Origin of the sequence: Paenibacillus sp. FSL R5-0928, from assembly GCF_037970385.1 — a bacterium.
GTDB classification, from domain to species: Bacteria; Bacillota; Bacilli; order Paenibacillales; family Paenibacillaceae; genus Paenibacillus_AQ; species Paenibacillus_AQ odorifer.
In genome coordinates this window covers 5151767-5170270 of sequence record NZ_CP150225.1, presented here as the reverse complement: position 1 = coordinate 5170270, position 18504 = coordinate 5151767, and the positions used below count along the sequence as shown (strand labels likewise).

The 18504-nt window shown below is 42.3% G+C and carries 15 protein-coding genes; 10 read left to right on the top strand and 5 right to left on the bottom strand.

Features of this window, described 5'->3' with window-relative positions; all coding sequences use genetic code 11:
- Window positions 1-57: 57 nt before the first annotated feature.
- The gene (locus MKZ16_RS23425) at window positions 58-1248 is read right to left on the bottom strand and encodes a coenzyme F420-0:L-glutamate ligase (protein ID WP_038572605.1); all 1191 of its coding nucleotides are present in this window, start codon (window positions 1246-1248) and stop codon (window positions 58-60) included.
- A gap of 147 nt (window positions 1249-1395) precedes the next feature.
- Here MKZ16_RS23425 and MKZ16_RS23420 point away from each other — a divergent pair, with 147 nt between their 5' ends.
- The 3 genes from MKZ16_RS23420 to MKZ16_RS23410 all read left to right on the top strand — a co-directional run bounded on the left by MKZ16_RS23420 (window position 1396) and on the right by MKZ16_RS23410 (window position 4137).
- Window positions 1396-2592, top strand: a complete 1197-nt coding sequence (locus MKZ16_RS23420; protein WP_076104345.1) for a macrolide family glycosyltransferase — start codon at window positions 1396-1398, stop codon at window positions 2590-2592.
- Window positions 2589-3536, top strand: coding sequence for a YafY family protein (locus tag MKZ16_RS23415; RefSeq protein WP_076104346.1), 948 nt, complete (start codon window positions 2589-2591; stop codon window positions 3534-3536). The genes MKZ16_RS23420 and MKZ16_RS23415 overlap by 4 nt, the downstream gene beginning before the upstream one ends.
- 67 nt (window positions 3537-3603) lie before the next feature.
- A complete protein-coding gene (locus tag MKZ16_RS23410; RefSeq protein ID WP_076104476.1) occupies window positions 3604-4137 on the top strand; it encodes a DinB family protein in 534 nt (177 codons plus the stop codon).
- 99 nt (window positions 4138-4236) lie between these two features.
- Here MKZ16_RS23410 and MKZ16_RS23405 read toward each other — a convergent pair whose 3' ends face one another.
- Complete coding sequence (locus MKZ16_RS23405) at window positions 4237-5853, bottom strand: response regulator (RefSeq protein ID WP_076104347.1); 1617 nt, start codon at window positions 5851-5853, stop codon at window positions 4237-4239.
- Window positions 5854-5857: 4 nt separating this feature from the next.
- Window positions 5858-7597, bottom strand: coding sequence for a sensor histidine kinase (locus MKZ16_RS23400; RefSeq protein ID WP_076104348.1), 1740 nt, complete (start codon window positions 7595-7597; stop codon window positions 5858-5860).
- Between the two features lie 347 nt (window positions 7598-7944).
- Between MKZ16_RS23400 and MKZ16_RS23395 the strand changes: the two genes are divergently transcribed.
- The 4 genes from MKZ16_RS23395 (at window position 7945) to gnpA (ending at window position 13496) form a co-directional block, all read left to right on the top strand.
- Window positions 7945-9420, top strand: a complete 1476-nt coding sequence (locus MKZ16_RS23395) for a carbohydrate ABC transporter substrate-binding protein (protein ID WP_076104349.1) — start codon at window positions 7945-7947, stop codon at window positions 9418-9420.
- A gap of 90 nt (window positions 9421-9510) precedes the next feature.
- Window positions 9511-10452, top strand: coding sequence for a sugar ABC transporter permease (locus MKZ16_RS23390; RefSeq protein WP_244886367.1), 942 nt, complete (start codon window positions 9511-9513; stop codon window positions 10450-10452).
- Between the two features lie 39 nt (window positions 10453-10491).
- On the top strand, window positions 10492-11316 hold the full coding sequence (locus MKZ16_RS23385; protein ID WP_217904442.1) for a carbohydrate ABC transporter permease: 825 nt from the start codon (window positions 10492-10494) through the stop codon (window positions 11314-11316).
- Window positions 11317-11342: 26 nt separating this feature from the next.
- A complete protein-coding gene (gnpA, locus tag MKZ16_RS23380) occupies window positions 11343-13496 on the top strand; it encodes a 1,3-beta-galactosyl-N-acetylhexosamine phosphorylase (protein ID WP_256715454.1) in 2154 nt (717 codons plus the stop codon).
- Window positions 13497-14006: 510 nt separating this feature from the next.
- Here the strand turns inward: gnpA and MKZ16_RS23375 are convergent.
- Window positions 14007-14912: an AraC family transcriptional regulator gene (locus MKZ16_RS23375; protein ID WP_076104351.1), complete on the bottom strand. Its 906-nt coding sequence runs from the start codon at window positions 14910-14912 to the stop codon at window positions 14007-14009.
- A gap of 184 nt (window positions 14913-15096) precedes the next feature.
- On the opposite strand from MKZ16_RS23375, the gene MKZ16_RS23370 reads away from it, so the two are divergent.
- From MKZ16_RS23370 to MKZ16_RS23360, 3 genes are read left to right on the top strand one after another with little or no spacing between them, the layout of a single operon-like run.
- Window positions 15097-15945 (top strand): sugar phosphate isomerase/epimerase family protein, encoded by an 849-nt coding sequence (locus MKZ16_RS23370; protein ID WP_076104352.1) that lies wholly within the window; start codon window positions 15097-15099, stop codon window positions 15943-15945.
- A 20-nt stretch (window positions 15946-15965) separates the two neighbouring features.
- Window positions 15966-16979 carry a Gfo/Idh/MocA family oxidoreductase gene (locus tag MKZ16_RS23365; protein WP_076104353.1) on the top strand — a complete coding sequence of 338 codons (1014 nt, stop codon included), beginning with the start codon at window positions 15966-15968 and terminating at the stop codon, window positions 16977-16979.
- A 31-nt stretch (window positions 16980-17010) separates the two neighbouring features.
- Window positions 17011-18024, top strand: a complete 1014-nt coding sequence (locus MKZ16_RS23360; RefSeq protein WP_076104354.1) for a Gfo/Idh/MocA family oxidoreductase — start codon at window positions 17011-17013, stop codon at window positions 18022-18024.
- Between the two features lie 77 nt (window positions 18025-18101).
- Here the strand turns inward: MKZ16_RS23360 and MKZ16_RS23355 are convergent, their stop codons facing one another.
- Window positions 18102-18311, bottom strand: a complete 210-nt coding sequence (locus tag MKZ16_RS23355) for a hypothetical protein (RefSeq protein ID WP_036683023.1) — start codon at window positions 18309-18311, stop codon at window positions 18102-18104.
- Window positions 18312-18504 lie beyond the last annotated feature (193 nt).

The following is an 18504-nucleotide window of genomic DNA, read 5'->3' as shown; positions in this document are numbered from 1 at the left end:
TAACCCAGAAAGTAAAAAAGAGAGCCTCGTTTAGAGACTCCCTTTGTTGTACTACTCTTATTTTGTATAGTTATCGAAATAACCTTGGATATAAATCATTGGTGTTCCTTTATCGCCACTACCAGAAGTCAAATCAGATAATGATCCAATCAGGTCAGTTAATCTACGAGGTGTAGTCCCTTGGGCTTCCATCGCACCAACTAGATCATCATTTTTATTCTGGATGTATTTAGAAATAGCTTGTTTTAACTCTTCACCACGAAGATGAGAGAAGTTGTTATCGGCCAAGTATTTCAATTTTACTTCATTTGGTGTTCCATCAAGTCCGGCGGTGTAAGCAGGGGAGACAACTGGATCTGCCAGCTCCCAGATTTTTCCGACTGGATCTTTGAATGCTCCATCGCCATAAACCATAACTTCTACAGTTTTACCTGTCATTTCTTTGATTTTTGCTTGGATACCATCCACGATAGGCTGGCAGTTATTTGGAAATAGCTTTACACTTTCTTCTGTTGCTTTATTTGATCCTAGCAGACCATAGGCTTCGTTAAAGCCGCTGCCATCGATTGATTGTGTAAGAATATCATCCAAGCCAAATACTTTTTCAGCACCGTTGTTTGTGAGAATACGTTTGGTTCTGAAGCGAGTGTGAATATCGCAAGTTAATACATTTTTTGTATAGTTTAAAATGGTTTTTGGGTTGTTGGAGAAGATGACTTCACAAGCCACACCTTCAGCTTCAATTAAACCTTTATAATATTCAATATAGTCAACCCCTGTGAATGGGTGCTTAATATAGCCGAAAAACTCACGGAACTGAGCTTCTGTTAATACATCCGTCCATGGATTGATACCTTTAGCATCTAGTTCGTCGATGTCTACAAGGTGGTTGCCTACTTCATCAGCTGGATAGCTTAACATTAGGACTACTTTTTGTGCCCCTTTGGCAATACCGCGTAAGCAGTTAGCAAACCGGTTACGGCTAAGGATTGGAAAAATAACACCTACGGTTTCTTCGCCGAATTTCCCCTTTATATCAGCAGCAATATTGTCAATCGTCGCATAGTTTCCTTGTGCCCGAGCAACAATGGATTCAGTTACGGTCACAATGTCACGATCTTCGATCGAAAAACCCTCGACTGTTGCTGCATTCAATACCGTCTGAACTACGATTTCTTCAATGTTATCCCCATTGTTAATGATAGGTCCGCGAAGTCCACGTACAACTGTTCCAACTACTCTTTCCAATATGATCTCTCCTCTAATAAGGGTATACTCTATATTATTAAAATGGTTTTAAAGCCTATATTACTATACCCTTTTAGAGCGATATAAGTAAAATTAATGTTTATAATATCTAATATAAAAATGATTTATAGTTAAGGAGGATTACAATTGGCGCGTGTGTTATTTATTAATGGTGGATCAGAGGGACATATCAATCCCACGATTGGCGTTGTGGAAGAGCTTATTTCGCGTGGCGAAGAGGTAGTGTACTTTTGTATAGAAGCTTACAGAGAGCGTATGGAAATGACGGGGGCTACAGTACGAACATTTGACGATCAGAAATTTATACAAGCTTTTATCTCAGGTGGAAGAAATTATGTACTGGAAAGAATCAACGGCCTTTTACTTACGGCAGATATAGTTATTCCAAGCGTTCTTGAACAGATCAAAGGGGAGCATTTTGATTACATCGTCCATGATTCTATGTTTGGTTGTGGACGTTTGCTAGCTCAAATTCTTAAGCTTCCGGCCATTAGCTCCTGTACTTCTTTTGCGCAGACAAAAGCAGCATTCGATGACATGTTAGAACGATTTTATACTACAGTCCCTGCAGAAGTAACTAATCCTATAAAGGATAAATTCCAAAGCTTGACGCAAATGGTGAAGGGCAAATATGATGTGGACATCCAATCCCCTTATGAAGTGTTTTGTAATCCTGCCCCACTTACTATCGTTTATACAACTAGGGAGTTTCAACCTGAGGGAGAAGCTTTTGACCCGTCTTATATCTTTGTAGGACCCTTCATCTCTTCACGATTAGCTCCAGAAAAATTCGATCTCATGGCAATTAAGGGGAAAAGTCTAATTTACATTTCACTCGGCACAGTTTTTAACCAAGCCATTGAATACTATAAACTTTGTTTTGAAGCATTGGGGAACACGGAGCACACTATTGTGATGTCAATTGGAGATAAAGTCCAAATCACTGATTTAGGGGAAATTCCGCAAAACTTTTTCGTGAAAAATTATGTTCCACAAACGGATATACTGCAATACACAAAGTTATTTATTACACATGGTGGAATGAACAGTATCAATGAAGGGCTTTATTACGGGGTTCCGCTAATTGTAATTCCACAAAGTGCGGATCAGCCAATAATTGCGAAGCAAGTCGTCCATGTCGGAGCAGGCATTAAGTTACAAATGCAAAGTTTAACTGCAAATCACCTACGAGAAGCCGTAGATCATGTATTAAGCGATTTATCTTATAAAAAAGCTGTCTCCAATATCAGTGAATCGTTTCGGAACTCGGGTGGGTATCGACGAGCTGTTGATGAGATTGTTCGGGGAGGGGGAGTCGTATGAACAAAATGGATCGGTTGTTAGCTATAGTGCTTGAACTGCAGCGTAACAAAATGTTGCGGGCGGAGGATTTGGCTGCTAGGTTTGAAACGAGCGTAAGAACGATCTATCGGGATATTCAGGCACTGAGTGAAGCGGGCGTATCCATTATAGGAGCGCCAGGGCAGGGTTACTCCTTAATCGAGGGGTATTTCCTGCCACCCGTTAGTTTCACGCTGGATGAAGCAGTGACATTGCTTATCGGAACTGATTTTATCGAGCAGCGGTTTGATGCACACTATGGTAATAAGGCTAGAAGTTCTAAAGCAAAGATAGAAGCTATCCTGCCGGAAGCCATCCGCAGTGAAGCATCACAGATTCGCAAAAGTTTTCGTTTATTTGCATCCGTAGAAGATATAGCACCCATACAAGAGAAGGCATGTTTGGAAGCCATTCGTGGAGCGATATTGGAGGGAAGGAAAATAAGATTTCGTTATTCCAAAAGAATCGCCGAAGCCGATGGGAACCGTCAAAGTATTCGTACGGTTGCTCCTTATGGACTTGTACTTCATCACGGGTCATGGGTACTCATCGCCTGGTGTGAATTACGTCAAGACATCCGTCATTTCCGGTTATCCCGAATGAGGGAGCTTATTAATCTGGAAGATGAATTTATACTGCCAGCAGATTTTCATCTGGAGGTATACCAACCTCCTGATGATCGCAACGTTCATGTGCTTATCTTAGTCCAAGCTGACATAGCCGATAAGGTAAGGGAATCAAATAATTTCTATATGGAAACTATTGAGGAGCATGCGGAGGGGTTACTTGTTACTTTTCGCGTTCGCGAGCCAGGGGAATTGCTGCAATGGGTGCTTGGCTGGGGAGGCGGTATGGTTGTGCTGGAGCCCGAATCTTTCCGTGATCAGGTTAGAAATGAAATAGAAATAATGTTAAAACGCTACTGACATAACGCTGTCAGTAGCGTTTTTGTATACTTGGATAATCAATGACTACAGGAGCTGATATATGATGATTACAACAAAAGAAGCCTTACAACGATTTGAAGAAACTGCGACATACTATATTCAAGAATTGGAGCGATTCAATCTGGAGCAGTTGAAGCAAAAGCCGAGTGAAAACGAGTGGTCCATCGGACAGATGTTTCAGCATCTCATTAACTCGGCGCTGTATATGCAGCTTCGTAATATTGATCAATGCCTTGTGCTCGACCAAGATCCCTTAGTAGCTCATGTGGGGAAAACTGAGGATGGTGCGGCTATATTTGCGCGAGGAAGCTTTCCGCCCATTCGTATTCAGGTTCCGCCTTCCGCCCAATATACGCCGGAGCAGCCGGAGAGCAAAGAACAATTAATTCAAGGGTTACGTACAGTCATCCAAAGAATGAGAGAGATCGAACCCTCTCTTGAAAAAGCGTCCAAACAAAATACCGTATCTCACCCGCGATTCGGTGGACTATGCGCGGAGGAATGGTTCCTACTTATTGAAATGCACTATCGTCATCATCTTCTGCAGCTGGAGCGGTTAAACAAAAGAATTGTTGTTTAATTCCATATTTGCACCTAAAGAAGGGTTCATTAATAACATCCAGGTTGTAAAAGGATCATAAAATCAGGAACCGCGTTCCAATAAAAAGTGTGAATGGTCTTAATTTCTTGAACCAAGCGTGGCCTGAATGTGATTCTTATATTCACTAGGATTAACACCAAAGTGTTTTTTGAATAACCGGGTGAAATAAAATTGATCGTGTATACCGATTTGCGTGGAAATTTCTTTAATGTATGGATTCCCTTTAAGTATTAAATCTGCGGCTTTTTCCATTTTCACAGTATTAATGTAGTGAATGATGCTTTGCCCCACTTCTTCTTTGAAGATTCTGGACAGATAGTTCTCACTTAAGTTGACATGCTTGGCAATCAGAGATAAGGTCAGCTTCTTCTGATAATGTGTGTTGATATAGTCAATCGCTTGTTTAACATCTCTATTGTGTGTAGTTACGATCTGTTGCTTTTGATGGGAGAATAATTGGAACACAAGCTCCATTATAGATAGAACGTCAGTGGTACGTTTACTGCTGGCGATATTTTCTATATAGTTCTTCAAAAGCTTTGGATCCTCGACAATGAGATGGGCATCGCATAAGGGAAGATAATGCAGACAATTTACAATGAACTTTTTGGTTTCAGCAGGATTAATTTGCTTGGATTTACAGATGTCAAGAAATTGCTGAGTTGCTTGAGTAACGGCTTCAACCCCTGAAAGCTTCCAGTTCTGAATTAATTGCGTTGAGAAATCATGTACATCCTCGAAGTCCAGCGTATCCTTTAAATGGACATCCTTTGGATCTATAATCGTTATTTCGTTGTAAAATTGAATTAGCAAGGATTCTTTACATCGTTCTAGGGTTCGTTTTGCTTCAGCATATCCCCGTACAGGATCAGAAAAAACAATGGTAGGGGTGATAGAAATATACATTTTGATTAACCGAATGACCCTCTGGATAAAGTCTGTGCGGATAATTTGATGATCGTCTAAGGTATCACAGGAGATTAGAAGCAGCAGCCCATTAGATTCAAGCTGAATAATTTCCAACTGATCTACGGTCTCCAAGATATCTAAGATGATGTTTTCAATAAAGGATACGGAGATGTGATTTTGTCTTTCGTTATGGGTGGCGTTATTCTGCTCAAAAGTAATGTAGAATAAATAACAGCTGCTTTCGCTGAAAGCGAACGTTATAGCATCATGCTGCTCAAGCTGCCGCACATCGTAATAAGGATCGGTGAAATAATCTTTTAGAAGCGCATTTTTCACACTTTTTAAATTGTGCTGCAATAACTGAGTTTGGGTCTCCTGCTGCTGCCTAGATTGAAGCTGCTCTTGAATTAGCTTCGTAGATTTCTCCAGCAAATAGATCAGATCCCCTGTTTTCATACTAATCTTCAGCATATAATCTACAGCACCAAGCACTAGGGCTTCACGAACTAACTCATACTCCCCGTGGTTGCTCGCCACCAGAATTTTTCCTGCAAACCCTCTGTTATTCAGTTCTTTTATCAGCTGTAAACCATCCATATTAGGCATTTTGAGATCTGTAATGATGATATGGGGATTAAACTTGTCTACAAGTGTTAAGGCTTCAACTCCGTCAGAGGCAGTAGCACAGATCATGTATCCAAGCTCTTCCCATGGAATCATGGTTCTGAGCGCAACTTTAACAATCGGTTCGTCATCCACTAGCATTACATTATACATAGGATACATAGTATCACCCCTTAAGTTCGTATGTTTGTTTAGGGATAATTAGGCGGCAGCAGGTTCCATGACCCATTGAGCTTGTGATGAACAGCCCGTAACTCTCACCGTATTGAAGTTTAATGCGATCGGCCACATTTGAAATTCCGATACCCGACAGATTGTCAGCCTTTTCTGATTTGGTGGTGTCAAACCCTTTTCCGTTATCGATGATTTCAATAATAAGGGTATATTCATTTTTTGCGTATACCTTAATTTGGATTAGAACTTTTCCTCCTATATCTGTAACCCCATGAAGAATCGCGTTCTCTGCGATCGGCTGCAGGATGAGCTTGGGGATCATGCTCTGTAATAAAGACTCATCCAAGTCATATTCAATGTCAAACCTGTCGGCATAACGTATTTTTTGAATGGCAAAATAATGATCCAGATTGTTCAGCTCCTGCTTGATGGTGATTTGCTCATCTTGATCGATAATGGTACTACGCAGCAATTCAGCTAGTGAGGAGATGCCGTCGCTAAGGACGGGAACCTGGTTAATCATCGCCAGCCATCGTAAGGAGTTAAGTGTATTAAAAAGAAAGTGAGGATTAATTTGCGATTGCAGCATTTGCAATTCGAGCGAACGTCTTCTTTTCAGATCTTTCTTTTGATCCTTCATCAGCTGTTCCATTCTACTGACCATGCTGTTAATTCTATTGGCCAACACGCCCATTTCATCGTTGCTGTGATCTTCGATCCGACTCGATAGATCACCATAAAAAATTTGGTTGCAGAAGACGATGATTTGTTTGATTGGTTTCAGGATGCTTTTATACAATACGATAATAATTAGAATACACACGACTACAATGATGCTGACAACAATAAGTAGTCCAGTGGTGATTTTACTTGTCTCTGAATTGATATAAGAGAAGGGGACGGTAGAAATCATGTACCAGCCTAATTGATTATTGTTAATATAAGAGATTTGCTGCATTTTTCCATTGACCATGCCTTGGAAGGAATGGTTTTTCTTTGCCTCTTGTGTCTTGATTTGCTTAAAAAGCTCATCTTTATAATAGGGTTCTCCTAGCGGAGTATCCTTTTGATTCGAGGACATTACTTTTCCCTCCCTATTCATAATAAGGAGACTGGAACCTGTACCTAAATCTACACTGGAAAGAATGACTTTTGAAAATAACTCCCCACCAATAAAAACAAACACATGACCTAAGGGAACGCCAATGTCATCTTGATCAAAAATTTTCCGGCCCAGGACAATGGTATTGTAAGCGCGATAGCTTTTTACGTAGTTAAGACTGTCATAAGGGGCATTCAGCTCTACTTGTTTCATAATTTCTTCATACTTAGGATTGGGGATGCCGTCGTAGCCTAATTCATAGATAGGTTGGTTCTTGGCGTCGATGACCCGAACGTTCTGGACATATCCGGGGTAGATGGTTCTATATAAATTGTCCATGGCATGATTAATGGCAGCATTGCTAGGAGCGGGTTCATTTGGTGCTGCCGATAAACGCTCCTGAATAATACTATTGGTAGAAACAGAGCCTGCAAGATATTGATAGTTGTTAAGTTCACTTAACATCGTTCGATTAAGCAGCGTTAAAGCCTGAAATGTGGATTTACTTAATTTATTGTTAATGGATTTGGAGTAAATGGTGTAGGAGTAGAAACCTATAAAGATGATTGGGATCACAGAAACGATTAAGAAAATGACGGTTAAGCGATTTTGAATTTTAACCTTGCGCATGATTTGCGGAGGATTAGGAAAATGCAGCTTCCCTTTACGTCGACTCAGGTGGATGACCTCCCATTCACTATCTTTTACTTACAAGTTAACATAAAAAGAACAATGGAATATATATGCAGCGGCGAAAAGTGAGAATAATCTATGGAATGGATAATATTATCCATTCCGTTAACGGCTAAGTTTACAGGTTATGTGACCCTGATGAATAAGCTTATACGAGCTCGCATTGGAAGATGGATAAGATAATACATAGGTAGGTTTGTATTGTAAATGTAAATATAGCGTAAATCCTTCTATACTTAGATTATTAAAAAAGCGTTTACAAGAATATCTTAAGGAGGGCGTTTATGAAAAAGACTATGAGTACATTATTAGCAGTAATGCTGCTAGGTGTGGGGTTGCTCGGCTGCGGGAACAGCAATAATAAACCTGCTGCCTCTAATGAATCGGATCCAACGAAAGCTGCGAGCACAGCGCAAGCTACAAGTACAACGAACGCCGAGAATACTAAAGAAGAACCTGCTAAAGATTTTGATAACAAGGAACTTAGTATTGCTGTATTCCAAGGGGGATATGGTGCGGATTATTGGAATGAAATTGTCAGCAAATTCGAAAGTACTTATCCAGGTGTGAAAGTGAACATGACGATTAATCCAAAAGTTGGTGAAGTAATCCGGCCGCAGATTGTTGCGGGTAATCCTCCCGACTTCCTTTCTGTTACAGATACAGAGCAAAGTGGCATCGTGCTTTCATTAATTAAAGAAAAAGGACTGCTAGATATCAGCGATGTATTTGAAAGCAAAGCGCTTGATAAAGAGGAGACGCTTAAGGATATGATTCTACCGGGGATGCTGGACAGTACAAGATTTCAGCCCTATCAAGATGGAAAGACGTATCTCGCACCTTTTAATGCTGGACCGATGGGCTTGATTTACAATAAAACACTGTTCGCAGAAAAAGGCTGGAGTGTTCCTGAGACTTGGGAGGAGTTCTTTGCTTTAGGTGATGAGCTGAACAAAGAGGAGAACTACCTGGTTAATGCAGATGGAACTAAAACGAAGCGGGCTTTATTCACTTATCAAGGCATCTATCCGGATTATTTGGAGGAAATTCTCTACCCGGCCATTGCCAGTGCGGGGGGAAAAGAAACGCTGGATAAAGTCTTTGCATATGAAGAAGGTTCATTTAAGAACGACACGATCAAAAAAGTACTGGATATCTTCTATAAAATCTCTAAAGACGGTTATCTGATGGATGGCACGGTTGCCTTGAACCATACACAGTCGCAGACCGATATGATGATGGGTAAAGCTTTGTTTATCGTAAACGGCAACTGGATGGAAAATGAAATGAAGGATTCACCTAGAGAAAATGGGTTTGAATTTGGGATGACAACAGTACCTGTGTTCAATAAAGGCGATCAGAAGTATGTGCTTTCCAGCTACGAGCAATTCTCCATCCCTGCTAAGGCTAAAAATCCTGAGCTCGCTAAGGAATTCTTGAAGTTCCTATATACCGATGAGTCTGTGAAACTATTCGCGGAAAAAGCGAATGGGGCGTATGCGCTTAACGATGCGAAGGAGCTGTCTAAGCCATTTTTGACTAAAGGTGTCTATGACATGTTTGAGGCTTATAATGGTTCCATTTCTATTCTACAGGGCTGGCAATCGTTACCGAAGGGTTCCAAGGTTAGTGTAGTCACTGAAATGTTCAAGAATACGGTCACACCAGTGATGACAGGCCAGATGACCACGGATCAATGGATGGATAATGTGGAAAAAGCTTTTGCACAGATTCGTAAAGAGAAAGCAGCTAGTAAATAATCTATAGTATCTCATGCAAATGCATCCTGTTAGGAATGGATAAGGTTATCTATGAACGGGATGCATTTTGTATGAAGAGGAGTGAGAAAGATGTCTGAAATGCAGCTGGCAGAAGTAGCTCCTAGACAGAGAAAATCAAAGATTAGGACAGCGAAAACCAGAAATCCTAAGCTATTCATAGCGGTATGCACGATTCCTACGCTCCTGTTAACCCTCGTATTTATGATTATTCCAACCTTTCGGGCATTTTTTATGTCTTTTACGGATGCCACCGGGATGAGTGATGAGAACAAGTTTATCTTTTTGGATAACTATAAATATATGTTTCAAGATGAGATGTTCCTCAAAGCGCTGAGCAATACATTTAAACTGATGCTGGTTGTGCCAGTAATTACATTGATTTTTGGGCTGGTGCTTGCTTTTCTATTAACGCAGACGAAGCTGAAGGAAAGAGGATTTTACCGAACCGTATTCTTTTTCCCTAGTATCATCTCTTTGACGGTAGTCGGAATTATCTGGTCCTTTGTGTTTCATCCCAACATGGGCATTTTGAATAATATTCTGGGGAGCATCGGATTAGATCAACTGAGCAGACCCTGGCTTGGAGATAGCCGAACAGCATTGTGGTGTGTAGCCGTTACACTGATCTGGCAAGCGGTTGGTTATTATATGGTCATGTATATCGCTGCGATTGACGGGATTTCTGCGGATGTGTTTGAATCGGCGACTATTGATGGTGCGGGATATTTCCGGAAGCTTACCAGCATTACGATCCCTCTGCTAAAAGATATTATTGGCATTACGTTTGTGTTGTCCCTGGCAGGTACGATCAATTTAAGTTTTATAGTTGTAACTGTAATGACTGGCGGGGGTCCGGCAGGTGGAACTACTGTTTTACTCCACTACATGTACACGCAAGCTTTCCAAAATGCGAACTTTGGTTATGCCATGGCTATTGCTATTTTTACGCTGGTGTTCGCCTTTGTGCTTTCTTTTCTGTCCAGACTACTTACAAATCGAGCAGAAGGGTAGGGGAGAAGGATGACGAGCAATCAACAGAGTCTTATAAAAATGAATATTGCCAACTGGATCACGCGGCTGTTTCTGATTGTAGCCACCATTGTTTTGTTATATCCGTTTGTATGGAATCTCTTAGCTTCATTTAAAAGCAATACGGAATTTCTAACCGACCCCTTCTCCTTACCACAAGCCTTACACTTTGATAACTATGTACGCGCTTTTCAGAAATCCAAGATGGGGAGTTATTTCCTGAACTCTATCTTTCTTGTAATGTTATCCACGGCGATTCTAGTTATTTTTGTAGTTCCTATGGCTTATGTCTTAACGAGATTTAAGTTTTGGGGCTCCAAACTAATCCTTAACCTTTATATGGCCTGTATCTTTCTGCAAGCCTCCTACATTATGGTTCCTTTATTTCTGCAGGTGAATTCATTCGGGATGTTGGACAATCGCGGGATGCTCAGTTTAATCTATGCTGTTCTGCAGTTTCCCTTTGCCATCTTTGTATTAAGTGGATTTCTGCGGTCCGTCCCTAGAGATTATGAAGAAGCCGCTAAGATTGACGGTTGTGGCAACACAGGAGTGCTCGTCAGAATTGTTGCGCCGCTTGCTAAACCGGGCATTGTGACGGTCTGTATGCTGGCAGCGATGGGCTTTTGGAATGAGTATCCGCTGGCATTGGTCTTAATTCAAAGTGATAGCAAAAAAACATTGCCAGTAGGTTTAGCCAATCTTTTTGAGGTTCAACGTTATGCTACAGATTGGAGTGCACTATTTGCCGCGCTGATCCTAGTGCTGATTCCAACAATTCTTTTATATGTGATAGGACAAAAGCAATTGCTCCAAGGAATAAGCGCAGGCGGAATTAAGGGCTGAACAACAAAGACATGGAGGGAAGTTACGTGGACAAAGGAAGATTTACACTGCCTGGTGAAACAGGGATGGAAGAGGTCATAGGTGATCTCGTCGAAAGATGGGGTGTAGATGCCGTACGTGACAGTGATGGCACGAATCTATCGCAGGACATTCTCGACATGGGTCTGCAAATTTATTCAACGCTTTGTCTCGTCCGTGAGGACAACGAGTGGGCGAAGCAGCATCCGCAATATAGACAGCAGATTTATCTGATGTCTGCTCCAGTAATAGTAACTTCAAAGGTGAAGACCATCGATATTATGGCTGATTATTTTGCCGATCAATTTAGTCCTAACACAGATGTGGATATAAAAAAATATTGGCAGGTTGTAAACCGGACTACAGGAGAAGTATTACCTTCTGAATGTTGGAGTTATGCAGAGGGGATTGTCACACTTGAGCAGGCGGTACAATTTCACAAATATACGGTCAGTTTCTTGGCCTACCAGAAATGGGAGCCAGTCTCCATGTACAATCACATCACGAATGATTGGGATGGGGAGCATCGTTTACCGTTGGATGTTCGTTATCCCGAGGCTCAAGAGCATGTTTTGAAGGTGCTGGAGGATTGGCTGAAGAAACATCCCAAGACAGATATCGTACGTTTTACGACCTTCTTTTATAATTTTGATTTGATTTTTAACAAGGAAGGTAAGGAGAAACAAGTGAATTGGTTTGGCTATCTCAGTTGTGTAAGTCCACTTGCGTTAGAGCAATTCGAACAAGCTTATGGGTACCGATTGACTGCAGAAGATTTTGTGGATCAGGGGCGATATAACACACCATTTAAGAACCCGACCCAAAGATATCTGGACTGGATGGACTTCAATCAGAAATTCATCGCAGGTTATGCGAAACAATGTGTAGATATGGTGCATGATTTCGGGAAGAAAGCGATTATGTTTTTTGGGGATCACTGGGCGGGCACAGAGCCTTATGGCAAATATTTTCCGGAGATCGGGCTCGACGCAGTGGTTGGGGCAGCAGGAGATGGCGTTACAACCCGTATGATTGCGGATATACCTATTAAGGATACCGAGGCACGTTTCTATCCTTATTTCTTTCCAGATGTCTTTTTTGAAGGGGGAGACCCTGTCGGAGAGTCCATGCCGATCTGGATCAAATGCCGGCGTGCGCTCATGCGCAAACCAGTTGGCAGGATGGGGTATGGCGGATATTTGAGTCTAGCGCATCAATTCCCGGATTTTATTGATCATGTGACAGAGATTGCGACGCAGTTCAAAGGGATTCATGCTAATGCAGAAGGGACACAGCCTTTTAAAGCTCCTTTTAAAGTAGCGGTTCTGAATACCTGGGGTTCCCTTCGAAGCTGGCAGACACATCAAGTGGCTCATTCTTTATGGAATCAAAGATGTTATTCCTACATAGGGGCATTAGAGTCATTGGCGGGCTTGCCGTTCGACATTGAGTTTATAAGCTTTGATGACATCAGGTTAAGTGGGATTGATCCTAGTATCGGTGTGATTATTAACGCGGGTGATGTCCACACCTCTTGGAGCGGTGGAGATCAATGGAGCGATCCGCAAGTTGTGGCAACACTTCGTGAGTGGGTGGATCAAGGGGGCGGTTTTATTGGGATTGGTGATCCATCAGCTTATGAACATCAAGGGGTTCTTTTTCAACTAGCGGATATTCTAGGGGTTCAGAAGGAGATTGGATTTACAGCAAGCATCAATAAGGCCAAGGTAACGCCTGTGCAGGATCATTTCATAACGGAAGATCTGGAAGGTGAGATCGATTATGGTGAAGGGATGACCATGGTTTATCAAGCGGAGGCCGGAGCAGAAATATTGGATGTGCACCAAGGCAGCTGCAATCTTGCCGTGAACTCATTTGGTCAGGGGCGGGGCGTTTATATCGCTGGACTTCCGTACAGTATTCAGAATACCAGACTACTCAGCCGAGCGATCTTTTGGGCTGCACATCAAGAGGAGCAGTTGTATTCATGGTTCTCAGTGAATCCGAATGTTGAATGTCATGCGTATCCTGAGACGGGGCGATATTGTGCCGTAAATAACACTTCCGAGATCCAAAAGACGACGATCCTGATGGACAATGCCGTGATCCAAGAAATAGAGTTGGGTGGGATGGAAAGTGTGTGGCTGGATTTGATTATGTAAGAGACTTGTTTGCCTTCTCTTATTTTGAGATCACACATTAAGAGTCGACCGTAACTACGGCGAATAATTAGACTTCCGGCCGCTGTTATCTCCAACTTTCCTGAATTGTACCGCTTCGATGGAGTGATTGGGGAATTTCTCCCTGAAATTCCGGGATTTTTGGTCATCAGACTAATAATCAGGGAAAATCTCCCTAAAATTTAGCTGATTCGTTAGCAATTATAGAAATTCCTCTTATTATTAGGGAGGAATTCCCTGATTTCGTTCATTTAGAGCGAATATTGATTATTTTCAGGGAGTTTTTCCCTAATTAGTTTTAGAGCCGTCCCCGCATACTGCATTAACGCAGAAAACACGAACGTTCGCCGCCCCGCATATTGCACATCTCACCGTACAATGTATATTGTTTATCGGCCCCCACAGGTATCATACAATGCAGATGATCCATCCCCCTCAATGTTTTTGGCAGGTTTTTCTCACTTGGATTGAGATATTTTGAGTTTTCCGTATCTAGAGTATCCGGGACAACTTGCGATAAGCCCGCGGAGAAATCCCCTCATTCGCAGTAAATACCCTGCTGAAATAATGGATATCAGGATAACCAACGTTATCACCGACCTGTTCAATCGGCCAATCCGTTTCGCGCAGCAGCTTGCGTGCTTCCCGATGCCGGATGGAACGGAGATATTCACCAGGAGGCATGCCAGCTACCTCACGAAATAGCTTGGAGAAATGGTCTTCATGCATATTCATGGCACCAGCCATGGATTTATTGCTCCAGCGGTCTGCTAGCTTTGAATCCATCTCATCGATTAAAGCTCTGATCCGCCCGGTATGGACGGAAGATTTGGCAGCATTCCGGGAGCTTTGTGTTCGGAGCAGCGAGGTTAGAACGCCGAGCAGTAACCCCCGACAGACCCATTCATAACCGGCAGGCCGCATCGTAAATTCATGCACGAGCTGTTCCATCGCATGGATACATTCGGGTGGCGGGGTATAAATGGGCTCCTGTGACAATGGCATAAAAGGAGCGGTCACAGCTTCCAAGGCAAACTTCTCGTCCATAACCTCCTCCTCATTGACCAGCATGTCTTCATCGCTTGTAATAATCGATTCCCCAAAAAAATCAAAATGGATCCCAATGAGTTTGGTCTCCGAATCTGAGACAATCGCATTCTGATGATATACCCCGGAAGAAAGAAATATCAGTTGTCCTGAATTCAGGATATATTCCTCCGTATCCATCTTTGTTGATAATTTCCCCTGGCGAACGTATAGCAGTTCGAAATCATACAATCTTCTTCTTGGGAAGAGGCAAGGTGAGAGGGTTTGGAATTGTGCATAGTGAATGCCAGGTGACCACTCCCGGGAGGGGACCTGTTTTCTCAGGGGATAACGGGGTTCTTTTTCAGCCACGAATAAACCTCCCATACAGTATAAAATAATTTTTTTAAATAGACCGGAATCGTGCAACAAATCTCTTGTTCACCTAAATAAATCTAACTTACAATCTATTATAATATAAATAAATAAAGGATATAAGGGTATTTAGGGCAGGATCTTAAAAAAACGGAAAATAACAAATTTGAGGAGGATTCAGATGAAAAAGGGAATAAACATTTGGTCGTTTCGCGAAGGTACTGAGATCGAAGAATGTGCACGTCTGGCTAAAGCGGCGGGGTTCGATGGAATTGAATTGTCTTTGAATGAATCGGGTGAACTTGGCCTGCAAACCACTGAGAAAGAAGCTATTAAGATCAGAAATTCCATTCAGGAGATGGGGTTAGAAATTGCAGGACTGGCGACAGGACTATATTGGTCATATGCCATGACAAGTGAATCCGCGGCGAACCGGACGAAGGCTATCGATGTATGTAAAAAACAATTGGAGCTGGCAGCAACACTTGGCGTAGATACGATTCTTGTCATTCCTGGTGCGGTTGGTGTCGATTTTATTGAGGGCTGTGAAGTAGTCGATTATGAAAAAGCTTATGATCGAGCCTTGAAGGCGATCAGTGATCTAGCTCAGGATGCAAAAATGGCGGGTGTTTCTATTGGGATTGAAAATGTGTGGAATAAATTCCTGCTGTCTCCGCTCGAATTACGTTCTTTTATAGATGCTGTAGGCTCCAATTATGTAGGTTCCTATCTGGATGTAGGGAATATCGTTCATTCTGGTTATCCAGAGCAGTGGATACGGATTCTAGGCCATAGAATCAAGAAGGTGCATTTCAAAGATTACCGCCGGGCAGCCGGAGGACTTCATGGATTTGTTGATCTACTTGCTGGGGATGTGGATTATCCTGCTGTTATGGAAGCACTGCAAGAGATCGGCTACAGCAATTATGTTACAGGTGAAATGATACCGCCATATACGCATTATTCGGAGCAAATTATTTTTAATACATCTGCAGCGATGGATGCTATTTTAGGACGCACTAGTTACTAACTTTAAGAGAGGTGAAGGCTGTGCTCAGAGTGGGGCTGGTGGGCTTTGGATTTATGGGCCGAATGAACTTTGATCAGTATGTTCAATTACAGGAAGACGGCCATCCGATTTCTCTGGTTGCCATTTGTGACCCCCAGATTGAAGTCCTTAAACATACTAAATCCGCGGGAAATATGGACACGGCCCACGAGGTATATGATTTATCCCCTTACAACCTTTATGAGAATTTGGAGCATATGCTCGAAAAAGAAGAACTAGATGCTATTAGCCTTGCAGTACCTACGTACTTGCATGCTGAAATGGCTTGTTCGCTGCTGGAACGAGGGTATCATGTGTTCTGTGAAAAGCCGATGGCGAGACATTCCGCAGAAGCTTGGAAGATGGTAGCGGCGGCGCAAAGCAGCGGAAAAAAATTGCTGATTGGCCATTGTCTTCGCTTCTGGCCGGGATATGAATATTTGAAGGGGATCATAGCTAGCGGTGAGTTCGGTGAAGTGACAGAGGCTTATTTTTACCGGGGTTCCGGTGCTCCTAAAGGGTGGCTGGTCAATGATGAGCTAAGTGGTGGCTGTATGCTGGATATGCATGTACACGATACGGACATCATCCATCACTTATTCGGAAAACCGGATAAAGTATCAACGCTTGGGCGGAAGGTTTTACCGGGAAGTGGCTATGATATCGTCTCCACTCATTATTTTTATCAGGATGGAAAAGTAGTCAATGCCCAAGCGGACTGGACACTGGAAGGCGACTTTGGTTTTTACATGGGCTATCGGATTAATTTTGAACGGGGGAATGTAGTCTTCGATGGCGCGGAAGTTAAGGTGAATCCTAATTGTCAACCGGGGTTCATTGCGAAGCTTTCTTCGCATACCGGATATTACAGAGAGTTGGTATATTTCTTAAAAGTCATTCAGAACGATGAGCCAGTGACCCTATGTATGCCTGAAAGTGCGGCTCAGTCCATAGAAATCATTGAGGCTGAAATCCAATCGGCTGATCAGGAAGGTACCTGGATACGGATACTTTAAGTGCCATATTTTTAGTAAAGGAGACTTCACGATGTTGAAAATAGGTTTGATCGGTTTTGGATTTATGGGCCGGATGCATTTTGATAATTATGTGCGCTTAACGGAAGAGGGGCAGCCCATTGCCCTTAAAGCCATCTGTGATTTGCGAATTGAGGAATTAAAGGATGGAAAAGCAGCCGGGAATATGAGCACTGCCCAGGAAGTCTATGATTTGTCAGCTTACAATCTATACGATGATCTGGAGAAAATGATAGCCAGTGAGGAACTGGATATGATCGACATTGCGGTTCCTACTTATCTGCATGCGGAAATGACTTGTTCGCTGCTGGAACGTGGATATCATGTATTTTGTGAGAAACCGATGGCCAGAACTTCCGCACAAGCGCTGAAAATGGTGGAGACGGCAGTCCGCTGTGGGAAAAAACTGATGATCGGACATTGTCTCCGTTTTTGGCCGGGGTATGAGTATTTAAAAGAAGTGATAGAGAGCGGGCAGTTCGGTCAGGTCACGGAAGGGTATTTTTACAGGGGATCTGGTGCTCCTAAGGATTGGTTTCTTGATGAGACACTAAGCGGTGGAGGCATTATGGATATGCATATTCACGATACGGATATGATTAACTATCTGTTCGGCAGACCGGATAAAGTATCATCCTTAGGACGTAATGTCCTTCCGGGAAGCGGATATGATATCGCATCGACTCACTATTTTTATAAGGATGCAAAAGTAATTAATGCTCAGGTGGATTGGACGCTGGAAGGTGATTTTGGGTTTTACATGGGGTATCGGGTTAATTTTGAACGAGGAAATATAGTGTTTGACGGCAGCGAGGTCAAGGTCAATCCGAACGACGGGGCAGGCTATTTAGCGGAACTTTCGCCGGATGTTGGCTACTATAGGGAGCTTGTATATTTTCTGGATGTCATTATTCAGGATAAGCCTATCATTATTTGTACACCAGAGAGTACAGCGGAGTCTCTAAGAATCGTGGAAGCAGAAATGAAGTCAGCGGATGCTGAAGGCGAATGGATCGTGCTAGATTAGTTGTGTGCAGAGTGAGTAAGGACGTGAGCTGGAAGAGGATCATTCACAATGACCTTTTTCCAGTTCACGTCCTTTTGTCATCGCTGAAATTTGGTGTTGTCTCTTGCATAATGGGATACTGATCCGTCATATCTTCTCAGCCGTACTTGTTCATCAGAGAACAGTTCAACAATTCCTGAAGCAACCTCTGAATACATTCCATCAGGATCAAGCTGTAGCGCAGAAATATAGGTTTGGGATAAGGCAGCTATAAAAAAATCAATATTTTTCACTAGTGTTTGTGGCATGTTATTCCCTCCGGTGACATCTTGTACATGATGATATATTAAACCATAGGAGTTATTTTACCATGATTTATCGTTGAGTTTTAGGAAGAATTCTTTGGTAAAAGTCGAAAATATGAGAAATTTGGTTGAAATTGTATTTAAGATCATCTTTAATGAAACAAAGAGGGGAATTTTACCACTCTAAATAAATTAA